The organism is Derxia gummosa DSM 723, from assembly GCF_000482785.1.
In the GTDB taxonomy this organism is placed as follows: domain Bacteria; phylum Pseudomonadota; class Gammaproteobacteria; order Burkholderiales; family Burkholderiaceae_E; genus Derxia; species Derxia gummosa.
The window spans coordinates 528,741-545,638 of the sequence record NZ_KI519499.1 but is presented as its reverse complement, the minus strand read 5'-3'; the positions used below and the strand labels follow the sequence as shown (position 1 = coordinate 545,638).

The 16,898-nt window shown below is 71.1% G+C and carries 14 protein-coding genes; 8 read left to right on the top strand and 6 right to left on the bottom strand.

What is annotated here, in order from left to right; translation table 11 throughout:
• Positions 1-12: 12 nt before the first annotated feature.
• The 3 genes from cheY to flhB all read left to right on the top strand — a co-directional run bounded on the left by cheY (position 13) and on the right by flhB (position 2,648).
• Positions 13-408: a chemotaxis response regulator CheY gene (gene cheY, locus H566_RS0119790; protein WP_028312798.1), complete on the top strand. Its 396-nt coding sequence runs from the start codon at positions 13-15 to the stop codon at positions 406-408.
• Between the two features lie 16 nt (positions 409-424).
• The gene (locus H566_RS26565; RefSeq protein WP_051379042.1) at positions 425-1,153 is read left to right on the top strand and encodes a protein phosphatase CheZ; all 729 of its coding nucleotides are present in this window, start codon (positions 425-427) and stop codon (positions 1,151-1,153) included.
• Positions 1,154-1,502: 349 nt separating this feature from the next.
• Entirely contained in the window at positions 1,503-2,648 is a 1,146-nt protein-coding gene (gene flhB / locus H566_RS0119780) for a flagellar biosynthesis protein FlhB (protein WP_028312797.1), read from the top strand.
• Positions 2,649-2,682: 34 nt separating this feature from the next.
• Here flhB and H566_RS26560 read toward each other — a convergent pair whose 3' ends face one another.
• From H566_RS26560 to H566_RS0119765, 3 genes are all read right to left on the bottom strand, one after another.
• Positions 2,683-4,353 (bottom strand): amidohydrolase family protein, encoded by a 1,671-nt coding sequence (locus H566_RS26560; protein ID WP_084545312.1) that lies wholly within the window; start codon positions 4,351-4,353, stop codon positions 2,683-2,685.
• A 96-nt stretch (positions 4,354-4,449) separates the two neighbouring features.
• A complete protein-coding gene (locus H566_RS0119770) occupies positions 4,450-5,850 on the bottom strand; it encodes a lactonase family protein (protein WP_084545311.1) in 1,401 nt (466 codons plus the stop codon).
• Positions 5,851-6,007: 157 nt separating this feature from the next.
• Positions 6,008-7,927 (bottom strand): methyl-accepting chemotaxis protein, encoded by a 1,920-nt coding sequence (locus H566_RS0119765; RefSeq protein ID WP_028312795.1) that lies wholly within the window; start codon positions 7,925-7,927, stop codon positions 6,008-6,010.
• Positions 7,928-8,182: 255 nt separating this feature from the next.
• Between H566_RS0119765 and flhA the strand changes: the two genes are divergently transcribed.
• The 4 genes from flhA to H566_RS0119745 are packed head-to-tail and all read left to right on the top strand — an operon-like array spanning position 8,183 to position 13,955.
• The gene (gene flhA / locus H566_RS0119760) at positions 8,183-10,297 is read left to right on the top strand and encodes a flagellar biosynthesis protein FlhA (RefSeq protein ID WP_425387962.1); all 2,115 of its coding nucleotides are present in this window, start codon (positions 8,183-8,185) and stop codon (positions 10,295-10,297) included.
• Complete coding sequence (gene flhF, locus H566_RS0119755; RefSeq protein ID WP_028312793.1) at positions 10,294-12,447, top strand: flagellar biosynthesis GTPase FlhF; 2,154 nt, start codon at positions 10,294-10,296, stop codon at positions 12,445-12,447. Before flhA ends, flhF begins: the two co-directional genes overlap by 4 nt.
• Before the next feature lie 4 nt (positions 12,448-12,451).
• A complete protein-coding gene (locus H566_RS0119750) occupies positions 12,452-13,225 on the top strand; it encodes a P-loop NTPase family protein (RefSeq protein WP_156924508.1) in 774 nt (257 codons plus the stop codon).
• A gap of 16 nt (positions 13,226-13,241) precedes the next feature.
• The gene (locus H566_RS0119745; RefSeq protein WP_028312791.1) at positions 13,242-13,955 is read left to right on the top strand and encodes an RNA polymerase sigma factor FliA; all 714 of its coding nucleotides are present in this window, start codon (positions 13,242-13,244) and stop codon (positions 13,953-13,955) included.
• Positions 13,956-14,367: 412 nt separating this feature from the next.
• On the opposite strand, the gene H566_RS29220 is transcribed toward H566_RS0119745, so the two are convergent.
• The 3 genes from H566_RS29220 to flgA form a co-directional block, all read right to left on the bottom strand.
• On the bottom strand, positions 14,368-14,829 hold the full coding sequence (locus H566_RS29220) for a hypothetical protein (RefSeq protein ID WP_028312790.1): 462 nt from the start codon (positions 14,827-14,829) through the stop codon (positions 14,368-14,370).
• Positions 14,830-14,846: 17 nt separating this feature from the next.
• On the bottom strand, positions 14,847-15,149 hold the full coding sequence (flgM, locus tag H566_RS26555; protein WP_028312789.1) for a flagellar biosynthesis anti-sigma factor FlgM: 303 nt from the start codon (positions 15,147-15,149) through the stop codon (positions 14,847-14,849).
• Between the two features lie 104 nt (positions 15,150-15,253).
• Complete coding sequence (flgA, locus tag H566_RS26550; protein WP_084545309.1) at positions 15,254-16,081, bottom strand: flagellar basal body P-ring formation chaperone FlgA; 828 nt, start codon at positions 16,079-16,081, stop codon at positions 15,254-15,256.
• Positions 16,082-16,261: 180 nt separating this feature from the next.
• On the opposite strand from flgA, the gene H566_RS0119725 reads away from it, so the two are divergent.
• Complete coding sequence (locus H566_RS0119725; RefSeq protein ID WP_028312788.1) at positions 16,262-16,876, top strand: flagellar basal body protein; 615 nt, start codon at positions 16,262-16,264, stop codon at positions 16,874-16,876.
• Positions 16,877-16,898: the final 22 nt, after the last annotated feature.

Sequence of the window (16,898 nt, the reverse complement as noted above, 5' to 3'; positions counted from 1 at the left end):
AAGGGAGTGAGCATGAGCGATACAAATCTGCGGTTCCTCGTCGTCGATGATTTCTCGACGATGCGGCGGATCGTCCGCGGCCTGCTGAAGGAGCTGGGCTACAACAACGTGGACGAGGCCGAGGACGGCGCGATCGCGCTGAACAAGCTGCGCGGCGGCGGCTTCGACTTCGTCGTGTCCGACATCAACATGCCGAACATGAACGGCTTCGACCTGCTGCAGAACATTCGGGAAGACGCGTCGCTCAAGCACATTCCGGTGCTCATGGTGACGGCCGAGGCCAAGAAGGAGGACATCGTCCTCGCGGCCCAGCGCGGTGCCAGCGGCTACGTGGTGAAGCCGTTCACGAAGGCGACTCTCGAAGAGAAGATTGCCAAGATCATCCAGAAAATGCAGGCCGCGGCCTGATCACCGGGAGGAGCGCATGTCACCGAATGATGTGGATATCGACTCCCTGTTCGACGCGGTTGCGAGCGGCGAGATCACTGTCGAGCCGGGCACGGCCGAAGTGCCGGCAGCCGCTGCTGCGGAGTCCGTGCCGGCCAGCGATGGCGGCGGCGCGTCCGACGATCCGGGCAACTACGACGTGTTCGTGCGCGTGGGCCAGCTCACGCGCAAGCTGCACGACGCGCTGCGCGAACTGGGCTACGATCAGAACATCGAGACCGCCGTGGGCGCGCTGCCCGACGCGCGTGCCCGGCTGTCGTACATCGCCGACCTCACGGGCAAGGCTGCCGACAGGGTACTGAGCGCGGTGGACGAGGGCATGGCGGCGGAAGAGCAGATCGGCGAGCGCGCGAACGACATCGCGAACAAGCTCGGCTCGATGCAGGTGCCGAGCCTGCGTGCCGAGGCCCACGAGTTCGCGCTCGCGGTGCAGGCGCACAGCGAGGTGTCGCGGCAGCGGCTGACCGAGATCATGATGGCCCAGGACTTCCACGACCTCACGGGCCAGATGATCAAGAAGATCGCCGATCTGGCGCACAGCATCGAGTCGCAGCTCGTGCAGCTGCTGCTCGACACGACGCCGCCCGACCAGCGCGCGAAGGCGAAGACCGAGTTCCTCGAAGGGCCGGTGGTGGACAAGAGCCGCACCGATGTCGCGCATGGGCAGGAGGATGTGGACTCGCTGCTCGACTCGCTCGGGTTCTAGCACGGGTCCGATCCGGCGCGGGATGGTCATGGCGGAACCAGGGCGCCGGCGTTGCAAGCGATTGCAATGCCGGCGTTCTGCTTTTGGAGGCGGGAACGGCGTGGCACCGCATGTCTGAGCCTTGCGCCTGGGGCGCAAGGCGAGTTGGCGGACCGGGCCGGCGGCGCCGTGCCGCGCGAGGGCAGTCGGCGCAGCCGACCGCGCCAGTTTCCCGCGTCCGGCCCCGGCCCGTGCAAGCCCGCCGGCGCCAGAATGCCGAAGCACCCCTGCCTGCCGGCCGTTCATCCGCTGATGCCAGTGCCCCCGCCGCCGCCACACTCGCCCGCACACATCAGCGAAGCGAGCCGCCATGGCCGAAAGCGACAAGGAAGACCGGACACTACCGGCATCACAGAAACGTCTTGCCGACGCCCGGGAGGAAGGCAACCTCCCGCGCGCCCGCGAACTCACCACGCTCGGCATGCTCGGCGGCAGCATCGCCACGCTGCTGTTCACCGCCGACGAGCTGGCGCGCGGCGCCCAGCAGGTGCTGCGTCACGGCCTCACCATCGAGCGGCGCGCGATCGGCGATCCGTCGGCCATGGCCCGGCATTTCGCCAACGTCGCGCTGGAAGGGTTCGGCGTGTTCGCGCCGCTCATGACCGTTGCCTTCGTCGGCGCGCTGATCGGCACGCTTGCGCTTGGCGGCTGGAACTTCACGACCAAGCCGCTCGGGGTCAAGTTCGACCGCATGAATCCGGTCAACGGCATCGGCCGCATGTTCTCGATGCATACGTTTGCACAGGTCGGCAAGGGTCTGCTCGCCGTGGTGCTCGTCGGCGCGGTCGCGCTCAGCTATTCGAGCGGCAGCTTCAGCGAGCTGCCCGCGCTCGCCGCGAGCGAGGTGCATGCGGCGATCGGCGCGGGCGCCGATCGGCTCGGCGGCGCGCTGCTGCTGCTGATCTTTCCGCTCATCGGCATCGGCGCGGCCGATGGCGCGCTCGCGTGGTGGAAGCATGCGAGCGACCTGCGCATGACGGCCCAGGACATCAAGGACGAAATGAAGGAGTCCGAGGGCAACCAGGAGGTGAAGGGAAAGATCCGCGCCCAGCAGCGCGCGATGGCGCGCCGCCGCATGATGGCCGCGGTCCCGAACGCCGACGTGGTGGTGACGAACCCGACGCATTACGCGGTCGCGCTGTCGTACAAGGAAGGTCAGACCGGCGCGCCGACCGTGGTGGCGAAGGGCGTGGACATCACGGCCGCGCGCATCCGCGAGATCGCCGACGAGGCTGGCGTGCTCATCGTCGAGGCGCCGCCGCTGGCGCGCGCGCTCTATGCCAACACCGAGCTGGAGCAGGAGATTCCGGGCGCGCTGTTCTCGGCCGTGGCCCAGGTGCTGGCCTACGTCTACCGCCTGCGGCACGGCATCGCGGCCGGCGAGCTGGGCGAGGTGCCGGTGCCGCCGGGCATGGATCCGCTGGAGAAGGAAATGGCGAAGGCCGCGGCTGCCTGAGCCGGCTGCAAGCCTTTGCAGATCGCGCGCGGCTTCAGCGCGCCTTCGCGCCGCCGGCATCGAGCCGGCGCGCCGCCCGCGCGACGCTCGCCTCGAAGGCGGCATAGCGCGCGTCGAGCCGGCGCAGCTGCTCGGCCTTGTCGGCCTCGCTCATGAACGAATGGCGGAGGCTCGAATACGCGGCCTGCTTGAGTTGGGCATAGCCGGGCCGGTAGCGGCTCGCGAACAGTGCGTACTCGCCGCTCAGGTTGTTGCGCGACACGCCGGCGTCGTCGGTGCTGATGACATAGGGCACGCCGGCGCGGCGGTAGAGCACGAGCGGATGGGCCTCGCCCTTCACCCCGAGGATGAAGTCGTTGCTGCTGAGGTTGATCTCGATGGCGACCTGGCGCGCGCGCAGTTCGTCCAGCAGTTCCCAGGGGCGGCGCTCGTGCGCGAGGTCGATGCCGTGGCCGATGCGGCGCGCGCCGGCCACTTCCACCGCCTGCCGGATGTGGTCCTGCAGGCCCTCGGGCGGCACCATGCCGAGCACCAGTTCGCCGGCGTGCAGCGCGAGCTTCACGCCGGGATAGCGCTGGCCGAGGAAGCGGAACATGCGCATGTGCAGCGCGTAGTCGCGCATCGCCACATGGCCGTTCTCGGGGCCGACGATGTTCACGCCCACCACCAGCGGGCTGGCCTTGGCGGCGAGGAAGCTGCCGAGCAGGCTCGCGAACACGTCGCCGGCCGGGTTGCCGCGCGTGACATAGGTCTGGAAGCGCAGCGTGAAGCGTTCGTCGTCGAGGCCGGCATGCGCCTCGGCGAGCTGGGCGAGGTAGTGGTCGAGCGTGGCGCGGTTGGCCGGGTCGGCCTCGACCGCGTCGGCAAGGGCGGCGAGCGCGGCGATCAGCTCGCCTTCGTCGGCCGCCGGGCCGAGCGCGCTGATGCGGTCGATCAGCGCCTGCTGGTGCGGGCCGTCGGCCGAGGCGGCGCCGAGCTTCGGGCCGCTGCGCAGCATGGTTTCGAGGTACTGCACGTTCTCGTCGAGCGCGCGCTGGCGCAGCTGGGCCAGGCCGTCGCGGTAGGACCAGCCCGAGATCGGGCCGAAGTAGCCGAAGGTGTCGAAGAACTGCTCGTCGGGCGGCAGCGCGTCATGCGGATGGTTGCCGAAGTCCTTGTCGGACCAGGTCATGAGCAGCTGGCGGAAGAAGCGGTCGTCGGCGATGACCTTGTCGGCGCTCAGGCAGTGCTCGCGCGCGGTCTCGGGCAGCGTGGCCGGCGCGGTGGCGATGTGGAAGCGCTGGGCGCCCGCGACGCCCGGCACGTCGTCGCGCCAGACGCAGGCGCCGGCCTTGCCGACCCAGTCGAGATAGGTCTCGGCGTAGAGCGCGCCCGAGTAGTGATGGTGCAGGTCGCCGCCCTTGGGCAGCTGGGTGGTGAAGGCGGTGAGTTCGGCGAGCCGCTGCGGGCTGGCGTTGACGAGCGCGGCGTAGTAGCGCGCCGTCGCCGCCTCGTCGCGCGACGCCGCGGCGGCGCGCGGGCCGGTTGCGGCGCCCGCGTCGCGCGCCGCGGCTGGCGCGGCCAGCACGAGCAGCGCGGCGCCTGCAAGCGCTGTCAGCGCGCGGGTTACGGCGCCGGCCGCGCGGCATGGCGCGGGGGCGCGGGACGGCACGGGCGCGGTGGGCGGAGGGTCGGCGAAGGCGGCGGAGCGGAGCAGGGCGATCATCGGCGGCGAACGGTCGAGGGCGGGCCGCGCAGGTTAGCCGAGCCCGCCCCGGCACGCGCCTTCATCGCCGCACGCGGTCGATCCCGTCACGTCGCCTCAGCGCACCGCCACCGCCGCCGGCGTCGCTCCCACCGTCACCGTCGCCGTGTCGAGCGCCGTGAGCTTTCCGCCACTGCCGATCGCGTACTGCGACACCGTCGCGTCGCCGCCGTTGCTCACGTACAGCCATTGCCCGTCCGGGCTCACCGCGATGCCGGTCGGCGACGAGCCGGCCGAATACGTGCCCGCCACCGTCAGCACGCCGGCGCTCGACACGCTGTAGGCCGTGATGCTGCCGTTGCCGCTGTTGGCGACCCAGGCGTACTTGCCGTCGGGCTTGACGGCGATCGCCACCGGATTGGTGCCCGCCGACACCGTCGCGCTGCTCATGGCCGTGAGTGCGCCGGTGCTGCCGAGCGTGTACTGCGACACGCTGTGGCTCGCATAGTTGACGGCGTACACCGCGATGCCCGAGGGATGCACCGCCACCGCTACCGGCGTCGAGCCGGTGGCGATCGTGGCCGTGCCCAGCGTCGAGAGCGAGCCGGACGAGCCGACCGAGTACTGCGTGATCGTGTTGGCGCCCGAGTTGACCGAATAGGCATGGCCGCCGTTGGGCGTGACCGCGATCGCGGTCGGCTGGCTGCCCGAGTTGACGGTCGCGGTGCTGAGCGCGGTGAGCGCGCCGCTGTCGCCCACCACGTACTGCGAGATCGTCGTGCCGCCACCGTTGGCGACGTAAACGTAATCGCCCGAGGGCGCGACGGCCACGCCCGCCGGCGCGCTGCCGGTGGTGACGCTGCCGAGCTTGGTGAGCGTGCCGTCGGCGGCGACCGAATAGCTCCACACCGAGCCCGAGCCGGTGTTCGTCACCCAGGCGTACTGGCCGTCGGGCGAGAAGGCGATGCCGCCCGGCTTGCTGCCCGCGCTGTTGCCGACCGGCGTGGCGAGCGTGCCGTCGTCGTTGACGCTCGCGCCGCTCACGGTCGCGTCGCCCGAGTTGACCACCAGCGCCACGTAGGCGCGGCAGGTGATGACCACGTCGCTCACCTTGGCCGTGCCCATGGTGCCGCTGCCGTTGCCGACCGAGCAGGTCTGGCCGTCGGGCTGGGTGCTGATGCTCACGGCCCAGGTGTCGCCCACGTCCACCTCTTCCGAGAAGGTGAAGCTGGTGGCGCCGGCCGACAGCGACAGCGTGTCGCTGCCGTTGGCGATGACCAGGCCGGCGCTGCTCAGGCCGGTGATCGTGCCGCCGACGGTGTAGCTGCCTTCGCTCACTTCAAGGCAGCCGCCGAGCAGGCTGGCGAGCGCGGTGATCGCGCTCGCCAGCGCGAGCTGCACCGGCAGGCGACGCCGGCGTGGCCGGGCCGTTGCGGCCGGGGCGGGCGCGGCCGATGGCGGAAAGGCGAGGGCGGTCGCGCGGGTGTCGCGCGGGCGTGGGGAGGATGGGCTGGGCATCTTGGCGGGCCTCGGGATTCGTCAGCCCGCTATGTGCCCGGCGCGTGTTGCCCGATTGATGCGGCCGGTTTGCCGCCGCGCCCGGGCCCGCGCGCCCGGCTGCCGGCACCGCCGGTGGCCCGACGGCAGCGCCGCCGGTCGGTGCCCGCGCCGCCCGTCAGGGCGCGACGCGGAAGGCCCGCACCGAGTCCGCCAACTCGGACGCGCGGTCCTTGAGCGAACTGGCGGCGGCGGCGGTCTGCTCGACCAGGGCCGCGTCCTGCTGGGTGCTCTGGTCGATCGCCTGCATCGCGTCCGCCATCTGGCGGATCTCGCACACCTGGCCCTCGGTCACCTGCTCGATCTCGCCGATGAGCGTCGCCACGCTGCGCACCGCGCTGGTCACGTCGTTCATCGTGCGGCCGGTTTCGTTCACGTAGCGCGCGCCTGTCTCGATGGTGTCGATCGACTCGGCGATGAGCGCGCTGATCTCGCGCGCGGCGGTGGCGCAGCGCTGGGCCAGGCTGCGCACCTCGCTGGCCACGACCGCGAAGCCCCGACCCTGCTCGCCCGCGCGCGCGGCCTCGACCGCGGCATTGAGCGCGAGGATGTTGGTCTGGAAGGCGATGCCGTCGATGACCTGGATGATCTCGCCGATCTTCTTCGACGAGCCGGTGATCCGGCCCATCGTCTCGACCGCCTTGCCCACCACCGCGCCCGAGCGCTCGACGGTGCCGATGGCGCTGCCCGCGAGTTCCGAGGCGTGCCGGGCGTTCTGCTGGCTGCGGGCGACGGTCTCGTTCAGCGCCGCCATCGAGGCGGCGGTCTCCTGCACCGTCGCCGCCAGACGCGAGCCGCGCTGGGCCAGATCCTGGTTGCCCGAGGCGATCTCCTCGCTCGCGGTGGAGATGGAATCGGCCGCGTCGCGCACGCCGTGGATGATCTGGCGCAGCGACATCACACGCTCGCGCAGCGCCTCGATGGTGCTGCCGATCTCGTCGGTGCCGCGGGCCGGGAAGGTTTCGGTGAGGTCGCCCTCGCCGAGCCGGCCGACGCGGGTGCTGATCGCATCGAAGCCGCGCACCGACGAGCGGTAGAAGGTCGTGAGCGTATAGGCCGCGACCAGCAGCGACACCGCCACCAGCAGGATCACGGCCGTCAGTCCTTCGACCTTGCTGTTCTGGCGCGCCTGGATGAGCCGGCCGAACTCGGCCGTGCCGCCGGTGATGAAGCTGACGACGCCGTCGATCGCGCGGTTGCCATCGGCGTACACCGTGTTGCCAGGCTGCGGGTGCTGGGCGTGCTCGATCATGCGGGTGGCGTAGTCGAGCGCAAGGTCGAGACCGCTCGCGTCGAGCCGGGCGGCCGAGGCCGGGTTGGCGGCGGTGTACTGGGCGTACTGGCTCTTGAGCGCTTCGAGTTCGGCGCGTGCCACGGCGCCGAACTGCGCGGTGCGCGCGCGTGCCGTCACATCGTCGGGCGAGTGCTCGGTCCAGGCCGCGTAGCCGCGCAGGGGGCCGAGCGCGTTCAGCGCCGCCCAGCCGCGCACGAACACGGACTGGCTCAGGAAGTAGCTGTCGGCGTCGGGGTCGAGCGCGATGGTCGACTTCTCGTTGACGGTGTCGAGCAGCTGGCCGATGCCGGTGCGCACCGGCGCGTAGGCGGCGGTGATCAGGGACGGGTCGTTGGTCGTGGCAGCACGGGCCGCGTTCCAGCTGTTGCGCAGCGCGTCGAGCGGCGCGCGCGCGCCCATGGCATTGCCGTCCTTCTCGATCAGGGCCGCGAGGCTGGCGAGCCCCTGGTCGATGGTGCGCGCGGCGGCGTCGGCACTGGCGTTGTCGCGCTTGCCGAGCAGGCCCAGCAGTGCCTGACCGCGATGCTCCTGCACGGCGGTCACGACCGGCAGCGCGGCCGAGAGATAGGCGGAGCCGGCGGCTTCGTGGTCGGTGGTGTTGATGTCGGCCAGCGCGCGGTCCAGGTAGAACCAGAACAACAGACCGAGCGGGATCAGGAAGGCTGCGCACACGAGGGCGAACTTGACCGGCATGCGCACGCGCTGCATGGCGCGTTCGCCCGGGAGCAGGAAGCTGCTGAGCATCGTTGGTTCTCTGCGTTGTTGGAAAGGGGCGGACTGCCCTCTTGTGCCCGCGAGTGTCCCGCCGGCCGACAGGGGCTGTTCGGGAAAACAGCCCGTTGTTTGCCGCGCAAGTCGCGTTCATCGGTTCGTCGGCGCAGGGCGCGGGCCGGCAGGGCCCGCTCCGGACGGGCGGGGGATAAGGCGCGCCTTACTGCCGCTAATCCCCGCTTGCCGAACCCTAAGGTTTTCGAGAATGGCTTTCGTCAGGCCGGGGCATTGCGCCATCCGGCAGCACTCACCGCCCAACCCATGAACCTCATCGCCCGTCTCAAGTCCACCGGCATCGACGTGAAGGCGCTCGCCGCGCCGATCTTCATCGTGCTGGTGCTGGCGATGATGGTGCTGCCGCTGCCGGCCTTCCTGCTCGACCTGTTCTTCACCTTCAACATCGCGATGTCGGTCGTGGTGCTGCTGGTGTCGGCCTACACGCGCAAGCCGCTGGAGTTCGCCGCCTTCCCGACGGTGCTGCTCATCACCACGCTGCTGCGGCTGTCGCTCAACGTCGCGTCCACCCGCAAGATCCTGCTCGAAGGCCATACCGGCCCCGACGCGGCGGGCAAGGTCATCGACGCCTTCGCGCACTTTCTCGTCGGCGGCAACTTCGCGGTCGGCTTGGTGGTGTTCGTGATCCTGGTGGTCATCAACTTCGTGGTCGTGACCAAGGGCGCGGGCCGCATCGCCGAGGTGTCGGCGCGCTTCGCCCTCGACGCGATGCCCGGCAAGCAGATGGCGATCGACGCCGACCTGAACGCCGGCCTCATCGGCGAGGCCGACGCGCGCAAGCGCCGCGCCGAGCTGGCGCAGGAAGCCGAGTTCTTCGGCTCGATGGACGGTGCGTCGAAGTTCGTTCGCGGCGACGCGATGGCCGGCATCCTGATCCTGTTCATCAACATCATCGGCGGCCTCGTCATCGGCATGGTCCAGCACGGGCTGAGCGCCGGGCAGGCGGGCGAGAACTACGTGCTGCTCGCGGTCGGTGACGGCCTCGTGGCGCAGATCCCGTCGCTCATCATCTCGATCGCGGCCGGCCTGATCGTGTCGCGCGTGGGCACCGGCGAGGATGTCGGCGCGCAGATGATCCAGCAGCTGTTCAACATGCCGCGCGTGCTGGCGATCACCGCCGCGATCATGGCGCTGCTGGGCCTCATTCCCAACATGCCGCACATCCCCTTCCTGCTGATGGCGGCCGGTGCCGGCTACTTCGCCTGGTGGCTCGACAAGCAGCAGAAGACGGCGGCCGCCGCGCCCGAGGAGCTGCCCGTGCCCGAGGTGCAGCCCGGCAGCGAGGCGAGCTGGGATGACCTGGAGCCGGTGGACATGCTCGGCCTCGAAGTCGGCTACCGCCTGATCCCGCTGGTGGACGCGAGCCAGGACGGCGACCTGCTCAAGCGCATCAAGGGCATCCGCAAGAAGTTCGCGCAGGAAATCGGCTTCCTGCCGCCGCCCGTGCACATCCGCGACAACCTCGACCTCAAGCCCAACCAGTACCGCATCACGCTCAAGGGCGCGACCGTGGCCGAGGGCGAGACGGTGAGCGGCATGTTCCTCGCCATCGACCCGGGCGGCGTGACCGCCCGCCTGCCCGGCACGATGACGACCGACCCGGCCTTCGGCCTGCCGGCGGTGTGGATCGACAACTCGCACAAGCACGCGGCCCAGGTGTCGGGCTATACCGTGGTGGATGCCTCGACCGTGGCCGCCACCCACCTCAACCATGTGCTCCAGATGCACGCCGCCCAGCTGCTCGGCCGCGGCGAGGTGCAGCAGCTGCTCGACCACATCGGCAAGACCGTGGGCAAGCTGGTGGAGGACACGGTGCCCAAGATCGTCCCGCTCGCCATCCTCCACAAGGTGCTGCAGGGGCTGCTGCTGGAGGGCGTGCACATCCGCGACCTGCGCACCATCCTGGAAACCCTGGCCGACGCCGGCGCCCGCACGCAAGACCCGTCCGAACTCGTCGCCTCGGTGCGCGTCGCGCTCGGGCCGGCCATCGTCCAGCAGATCTACGGCTACGCCAGCGAGCTGGGCGTGATCGTGCTGGAGCCCGAACTCGAACGCGTGCTCGCCAACGCCCTCGGCAACCAGCGCCCCAACGAGCCGATCGGGCTCGAACCCGGGCTGGCCGAGGCACTGTTGCGCAATGCCAGCGACGTCACGCAAAAGCAGGAAGCCATCGGCCAACCCGCTACGCTGCTGGTTCCGGATGCGATCCGTCAGCCGCTGGCCCGCCTGTTCCGCCGCCTTGCGCCGCGCCTGCGCGTGATCGCCCATGCAGAAATCCCAGAATCGCACTCGATCCGCGTGCAAGCCATCCTTGGAGCTAACTCATGAGCCTCCGCAAATTCTTCGGTGCCACCAGCCGCGAGGCGCTGATGGAAGCGCGCCGCGAGATCGGCGATGACGCCGTCGTCATCTCGACCCGCCGCACCGGCTCGGGCGTCGAGGTGGTGGCCGCGTCGGAGGCCGAGCTGTCGCAGCTCACCGCCGGCAAGGGCGCGGCGCGTGGCGCGGCGCCGGCCGCTCCGCAGCGCGCCGCAGCGCCGGCCGCTCCGCAGCGCGCCGCAGCGCCGCAGCGTCCGGCCACGGCCAGCGCGCCGCGCGCGGGCGGACAGCCGCGCCCGGCCGTGCCGGTGGACGAGGACGAGGCGCTGCCCAGCATCATCCGCAATCCGCGTGCCGCGCCGCGCGCACCGTTCGCCGAGCGCGTGCGCCAGACCGAGCCGCGCGCCAGCGCGCCGAAGCAGGGCGCGCCCGTGCCCTTTCTCGACTACCTGCGCCGCCCCGGCGGCGAAGCCGACCCGACCGCGACCCAGCCCGCGCTCGCCGCGACCCGCGCCAATCTCGCCGCGACCCAGGCCGGCCTGGCCCAGACCCGGGGCGACCTCGGCCAGACCCAGCGCAACCTCACCCACACCTCGGCCCACGCGCCGATGCCGCCCCAGCCCGCGCGCCATGCCGCGCCGGCGGCGCCCGCCATGCCGGCCGCCGCCGCGCGCCGCGCGCCCGAGCCGGCACGCCACGAACCCGTGCACCACGAGCCGCCGCGCCACGAATCCGCCCGCCACGACGCGATGCGGCACGAGCCGGTCCGGCGTGAGCCGATGCGTGCCGAGCCGGTGCCGCTGCGCCATGCCGAGCCGCCCACCGTCACCCAGCCCGCGCTGCCGCGCCGGCCGCTGCACGGCGAGATGCGCGACGGCCAGCCGTCGCCGCTCGCGCCCGCCTTCCTGCGCCGCCCGCCCGAGCCGGTCGCGCGGTCCCAGCCCGAGCCGCTCTACGACGACCTGCCCGACCTGCATGCCGACGGCCCCATCTCGTCGGCCGCCGCGCTCCAGGCCGCCGCGCCCGATCTCAGCCTGCCCGCCGGCAGCGCGCTGCCCGTGCCCGACCTCTCGGCCATCGACCTCGCCGACGCGCTGCGCGACAAGCTCAGCGCCTCGCTGCGCGAGGAACTCGGCGCCGATCTCAAGCGCGAACTCCAGAACCACCTGCGCGCCGAGCTGCGCAACGAGTTCGACTCGATCCGCGGCTGGATGACCTCGCAGTTCGACACCATCGCCTTCAACGAGCGCCAGCGCCGCCGTCCGGTGGCCGCGTCGATGCAGAAGATGCTTCTGGCGGACGGCTTCTCGCCGCTGCTCGCGCGTGATCTCGCCGCGCGTCTGCCCGAGCAGCTCGTCGACGAGGCACAGGCCCGGGGCTGGGCGCGCGCCGTGCTGGAGCGCAACCTGCACGTCATGGGCATGGCCCACGACCTCGTCGACAGCGGCGGCATCTACGCCCTCGTCGGCCCCACCGGCGTGGGCAAGACCACCACCGTCGCCAAGCTCGCCGCGCGCTGCGCCGCCAAGTACGGCCGCGACGCCGTCGGCCTGGTGACGATCGACAGCTACCGGATCGGCGCCCAGGACCAGCTGCGCATCTACGGCAAGATCCTCGGCGTCACGGTGCACACGGCGCAGGACCGCGAGAGCCTGCTCGGCGTGCTGCGCGGCCTCACCGGCAAGAAGCTCGTGCTCATCGACACCCTCGGCCTTGGCCAGCGCGACGAGCGCGTGGCCGAGCTGCTCAGCGCCGTGGGCGCCGGCGCCATCAAGCGCCTGCTGGTGCTCAACGCCGCCGCCCATGCCGAGACGCTCGAGGACGTGGTCGCGCATTACCGCGTGGCCGGCGCCACGGCGGCCAACGGCAAGACCGTGGCCGACTTCGCCGGCGCGGTGCTCACCAAGACCGACGAGGCCGTGCGCCTCGGCCAGGCGCTCGACGTGCTGATCCGCCACCGCCTGCCGCTGTACTACGAGACCACCGGCCAGCGCGTGCCGGAAGACATCACGCCGGCCTCGGCCGGCTCGCTCGTCATGAGGGCGCTGGCGCACGCGCCAGCGCGCCCCTTTCGGGTCAACGACGACGAGGTCGGCATGACCTATGTCGATCGCGGCCCCGACATGCTCGCCGGCCCGGCCGGTCCCGCCCATGCGTGACGCGATGAGTGGCTTCGATCAGGCCGCAGGCCTGCGCCAGCTGTTCGAGCCGGCGCACCGCACGATGCGCGTGCTGCCCGTGGTCGGCTCCGGCCGGCTCGCGGGCTGGATCGCGCAAACGCTTGCAGACGAGGGCGACGTGCTCGTGCTCGACCATGCGGCGCCCGACATGTTCACGCGCTTCCAGCGCCGCCAGCGCGGCGACCTCGCCGACCTGCTGTCGGGCGAGCTGGAATTCGCCGAGGCCGTGGTGCGCGCGAGCGAGCGCCTGGCCCTGCTGTCGATGCGCGACGGCGCCGATGTGTTCCTGGCCCATGTCGCGGCCGGGCAGGCGCAAATAGCCGATCTTTTCGGCGGCTTTCTGGCGCTTGCCGAACCCCCCGATTGGCTTCTAATCAATACGCAGTCGCTGGAGCTTGCAGCCGAGTTGATGGAAGCGAATGGCGACCTGGTGCTAGCCGTGCACGACGATCCGGGCTCGATCCGTGAAGCCTATTCGCGGATCAAGGCCGTCGCGGGAGCAGGTCACGGGTCCAACCTTCGCATCGCCGCCTTCGCGCGCGACGAGCTTGCCGGCCGCCGGATGTACGAACGGCTCGCGGCCACCGCCGACCGCTTTCTCGACCTGCCGCTGGCCTTCGGGCTGGCCCTGCCGGAAAGCGAGGACCGGCGCAACCCGGGCAGCGCGCTGACCGCGCGCCTGCGCACGGCGGTGCACGAATGGTGTCCGGCCGAATTCCCGATCCCGGCATCGGCAGGCAGCATGAATCTGGCCTGACGCGGAGAACCTAAAGATGTACGCAACCACAGGAAAACTCGACAAGCAGGCCGCGATCAAGCAGTACGCGCCGCTCGTCAAGCGCATGGCCCATCACATGCTGGCGAAGCTGCCGGCCAACGTCGAGCTCGACGACATCGTGCAGGCCGGCCTCATCGGCCTCATGGACGCCGTCAACCGCTACGAGGACAACCAGGGCGCCCAGTTCGAGACCTACGCCACGCAGCGCATCAAGGGCGCGATGCTCGACGAACTGCGCGCCGCCGACTGGCTCCCGCGAAGCGTGCGCAAGAACCAGCGCGGCATCGAATCGGCGATCCACGCGCTCCAGCAGAAGCTCCAGCGCCCGCCCACCGAACTCGAGATCGCCAAGGAGATGGGCCTCGACATCAACGAGTACCACTCGATGCTGGCCGACGCGCGCGGACTCCAGCTCGTGCACATCGAGGATTTCAGCGGCGACGAGGAGGACGAGGACTACCTCGACCGCCATTGCCCCGACAAGGCCGGCGACCCGTTCGAGCAGATCCGCGACGAGCGTTTCCGCAAGGCGCTGATCGCCGCGATCGACGAACTGCCGGAGCGCGAGCGCTTCCTGATGGGCATGTATTACGAGCAGGACATGAACTTCCGCGAGATCGCGGCGGTGCTGAACGTGACCGAGTCGCGCGTGTGCCAGCTGCATACGCAGGCGGTGAGCCGGCTGCGCAGCAAGCTCAAGGCCTGGTGAGCCGGCGGCCGTTTCCTGTTTGACGGCGCGGCGTGCGGCTTCTTTAGGCCGCCGAGGGCTTCCTCCCGGGGCTGCCGCGCCGGGCGTTTCTTCCGGGGTACGGCGTCCGGTGTTCGTGGCATCAGGGGTTCATCCCCGGTCACCGCCCCGGCCCATCATCCTGGCCGTCGAATCATTGCCGCAGGCGCACGAACTGCGCCTCGGCCATGAGCGGACCTCGCCTCAACCGTCGTCGAAGCTTCACCAAGGCATCGGCCGCGCCTTGGCCCGCTCCCGTGCGACGCCGTGCCTCCGAAGACGGCCACAGCCGCAAAAGACAGCGCAGCCGAAGACATCCCGCACGGAAACGCCGGAAGCACGCCGCACCCGCAACCGGGCCAGCGTGCACGGAAAAGCAGAAGCGGAAATCGGCTCAGGCGACGGCGCGCGAATACCCGGTGCCGTTGCCGGCGCGCCGGAACGGCCCGCCCGACGGATCGACGAAGCCGCCGCCGTCATTCGCGCCGCGCGCCTCGTTCACCACCCTCAGCATCGCCTGCGTCAGATGCAGCCGCTGCAGGATCACCCGGCCCGCGATCGCGTTCGCGCGGCGCAGATCCTCGAGCGCATCGACCCAGTCGCGCCCCCGAGAGTCGCGGGCCTGGTCGGGATGGTCGAGCGCGTGGCGGGCGAGTGCCTCGGCCAGCGTCATCGGCGCGATCGCGTGGCGCACCTCGGCAATGCATTCGGCCAGCGATTGGGTCAGGCCCGCATGCTCCAGCGCCAGCGCCTCCAGTTCATCCGGCTTCGCGGTCGCGGCACGGGCGCACACGTCGTGCAGCTGCGGCACGAGGCGGGCGCTCTGCGCGAGCAGGCGGGCGATGGGCGTGGTCATGACTGACTCCTGTCGATTCAGCTCGACTTGCGGGCGAGCATGTCGCTCGAGCCCGCGATCAGCTTGTCGGCCACCGCCGAGCTGTCGACCTCGAACTTGCCGTCACGGATCGCGGCCTTCACCTGCTCGACCTTGGCGGCATCGAACGACGGCTCCTTGATGTCGGCCTCGACGCTCTTGAGCGTGCTCGACAGCGACGACAGCTTGACCGACTCGCCATTGGGCGCGGTCTTGCCGGCGTCGGACGACACCTTGGCCTTGGCTTTCTGCTGGGCAACGTTCTCGCTGGTGAACGCTTCCGTGGTCTTCCCGATCTTCATGTTGACTCCTTCAACCGATCTCACTCGCTTATTCGGCGGTTTGGACCGGAACTTGAGTGCCAGGCGGCCGGGCGATTGTGCACTCGGACACGCGGCAACCCGGGTCAGAGCTGCAATTCGACGAGGTGGCCGGCGCGCGCGGTGCCCTGCACGCGCTGACCGTTGTCGAGGCGCACCCGCACCATCTGGCCAGCCTCGGCCAGATCGAGCGCGATGCCCTCGGCGCGGATCGTAAAACCGCCGCCATTGACGATTACCTGCACCGCCTCGCCGGGCGTCACGACCGGCTCGCGCCTGAGCGCGCTCGACAGCAGCGGCTGGCCCGCCGGGAAGGCGCGCGTGAGGCTGCGGCCGACCAGCGGTGCCGTGTCGGTGACGGCCGCGCTGCCGAGTCGCGTCAGTTCACGCTCCTCGATCGCGAGGTCGGCGGCAGCAAGCGGCGTGCCCGCCGCGATGTCGCGCGCGGCGACGGCGACGCGCGCATAGCGGCGCAGGGTGACGGGCAGATAGGCGGTCCAGCCGCGACCGGCGGCATCGGCGCCGGCGCAGCGCAGGCCGGCGCTGAAGCGGCCGGCGTCGAGCCGCGCGCCGGGCGGCAGGAAGGCCTCGACCGTCGTGCAGGGCGGCGACGCGAGGCGCGGGTCGGGCGCGCCGACCTCGATCTCGACGCGGATGGCGGCGGGTGCCGCCGGCGCGCCGGCGCCCGGCGCGGCACCGTCGGCGTGCGTATCGGCACCGGCGAGCCTGGCCCGCACCGCGCGCTCGACCGCGCCGCGCCAGGCGGCTTCGTCGGCCGGGCTGGCGGCGCGTGCGCCTGCCGGCGCCAGCGCGAGTCCGCCCGCGACCAGCGCCACCAGCGCCAGGGCGCGCAGCACGCGTGATCGGGCGGTCGGGACGCGAAGTACCTGGGCGGGGCGGCGGAAGGCTGACATGGCGGGCGTGAACGGCGCGCGATCCTGAGGCGTGAAAGGGAAGGAAGTCCGATCGGGACTCTAGGTTCGGTACCGACCCGGAAAGCCGGGAACACCCCGGCAAAGGCGCTGCTTATCGGCCTCAGGAAGCGCGGAGGGGTTTCGATAATCCGACGCACCGACCGATTCCGTGGAGCGGGCATGTTCGACAAGCTGGGTTCATCGCTGGATGCCAATGCGCAGGCGCTGCGGCTGCGCTCCGAGCGCCAGAAGCTGCTGGCGGCCAACATCGCCAATGCCGACACGCCCGGCTACAAGGCCCAGGACTTCGACTTCGGCAAGAGCTTCTCGGCAGCGCTGCGCGGCACCCGCGAGGCGCCGGTGCCGGCCGGCCCGGCGGCGCAGCTCGCGCGCAGCGGCCCGAGCAATCTGCCGACGCTCGCGCTGGCCTCGGCCGGGCTGGCGTCGGGCGCATCGGCCGGCGCCACGCCTGCCGGGTCGAATGCCGCGTCGGTCGGCGCGACCGAGGCCGGCGCCGCTGCAAGCGCTGTCACGCCGGTGACGCTGGCCGCGACCGGCCGGCTCGCGCGCACCGATGCCGGCCATCTGCCCGGCACGCTGGCCAAGGCCTCGGCCGACGGCCCGGCCGTGCGCTACCGCACCGTGGGCCAGCCCAGCGTCGATGGCAACACGGTCGACAGCGATACCGAACAGGCCCGCTTCGCCGACAACACCCTGCGCTACGAGGCTTCGCTGCGCTTCCTCAACGGCCAGATCAAGACGCTCACCAGCGCCATCAACGGCCAGGCGACCTGAGTTGCCTCCTGACGGAGAAACA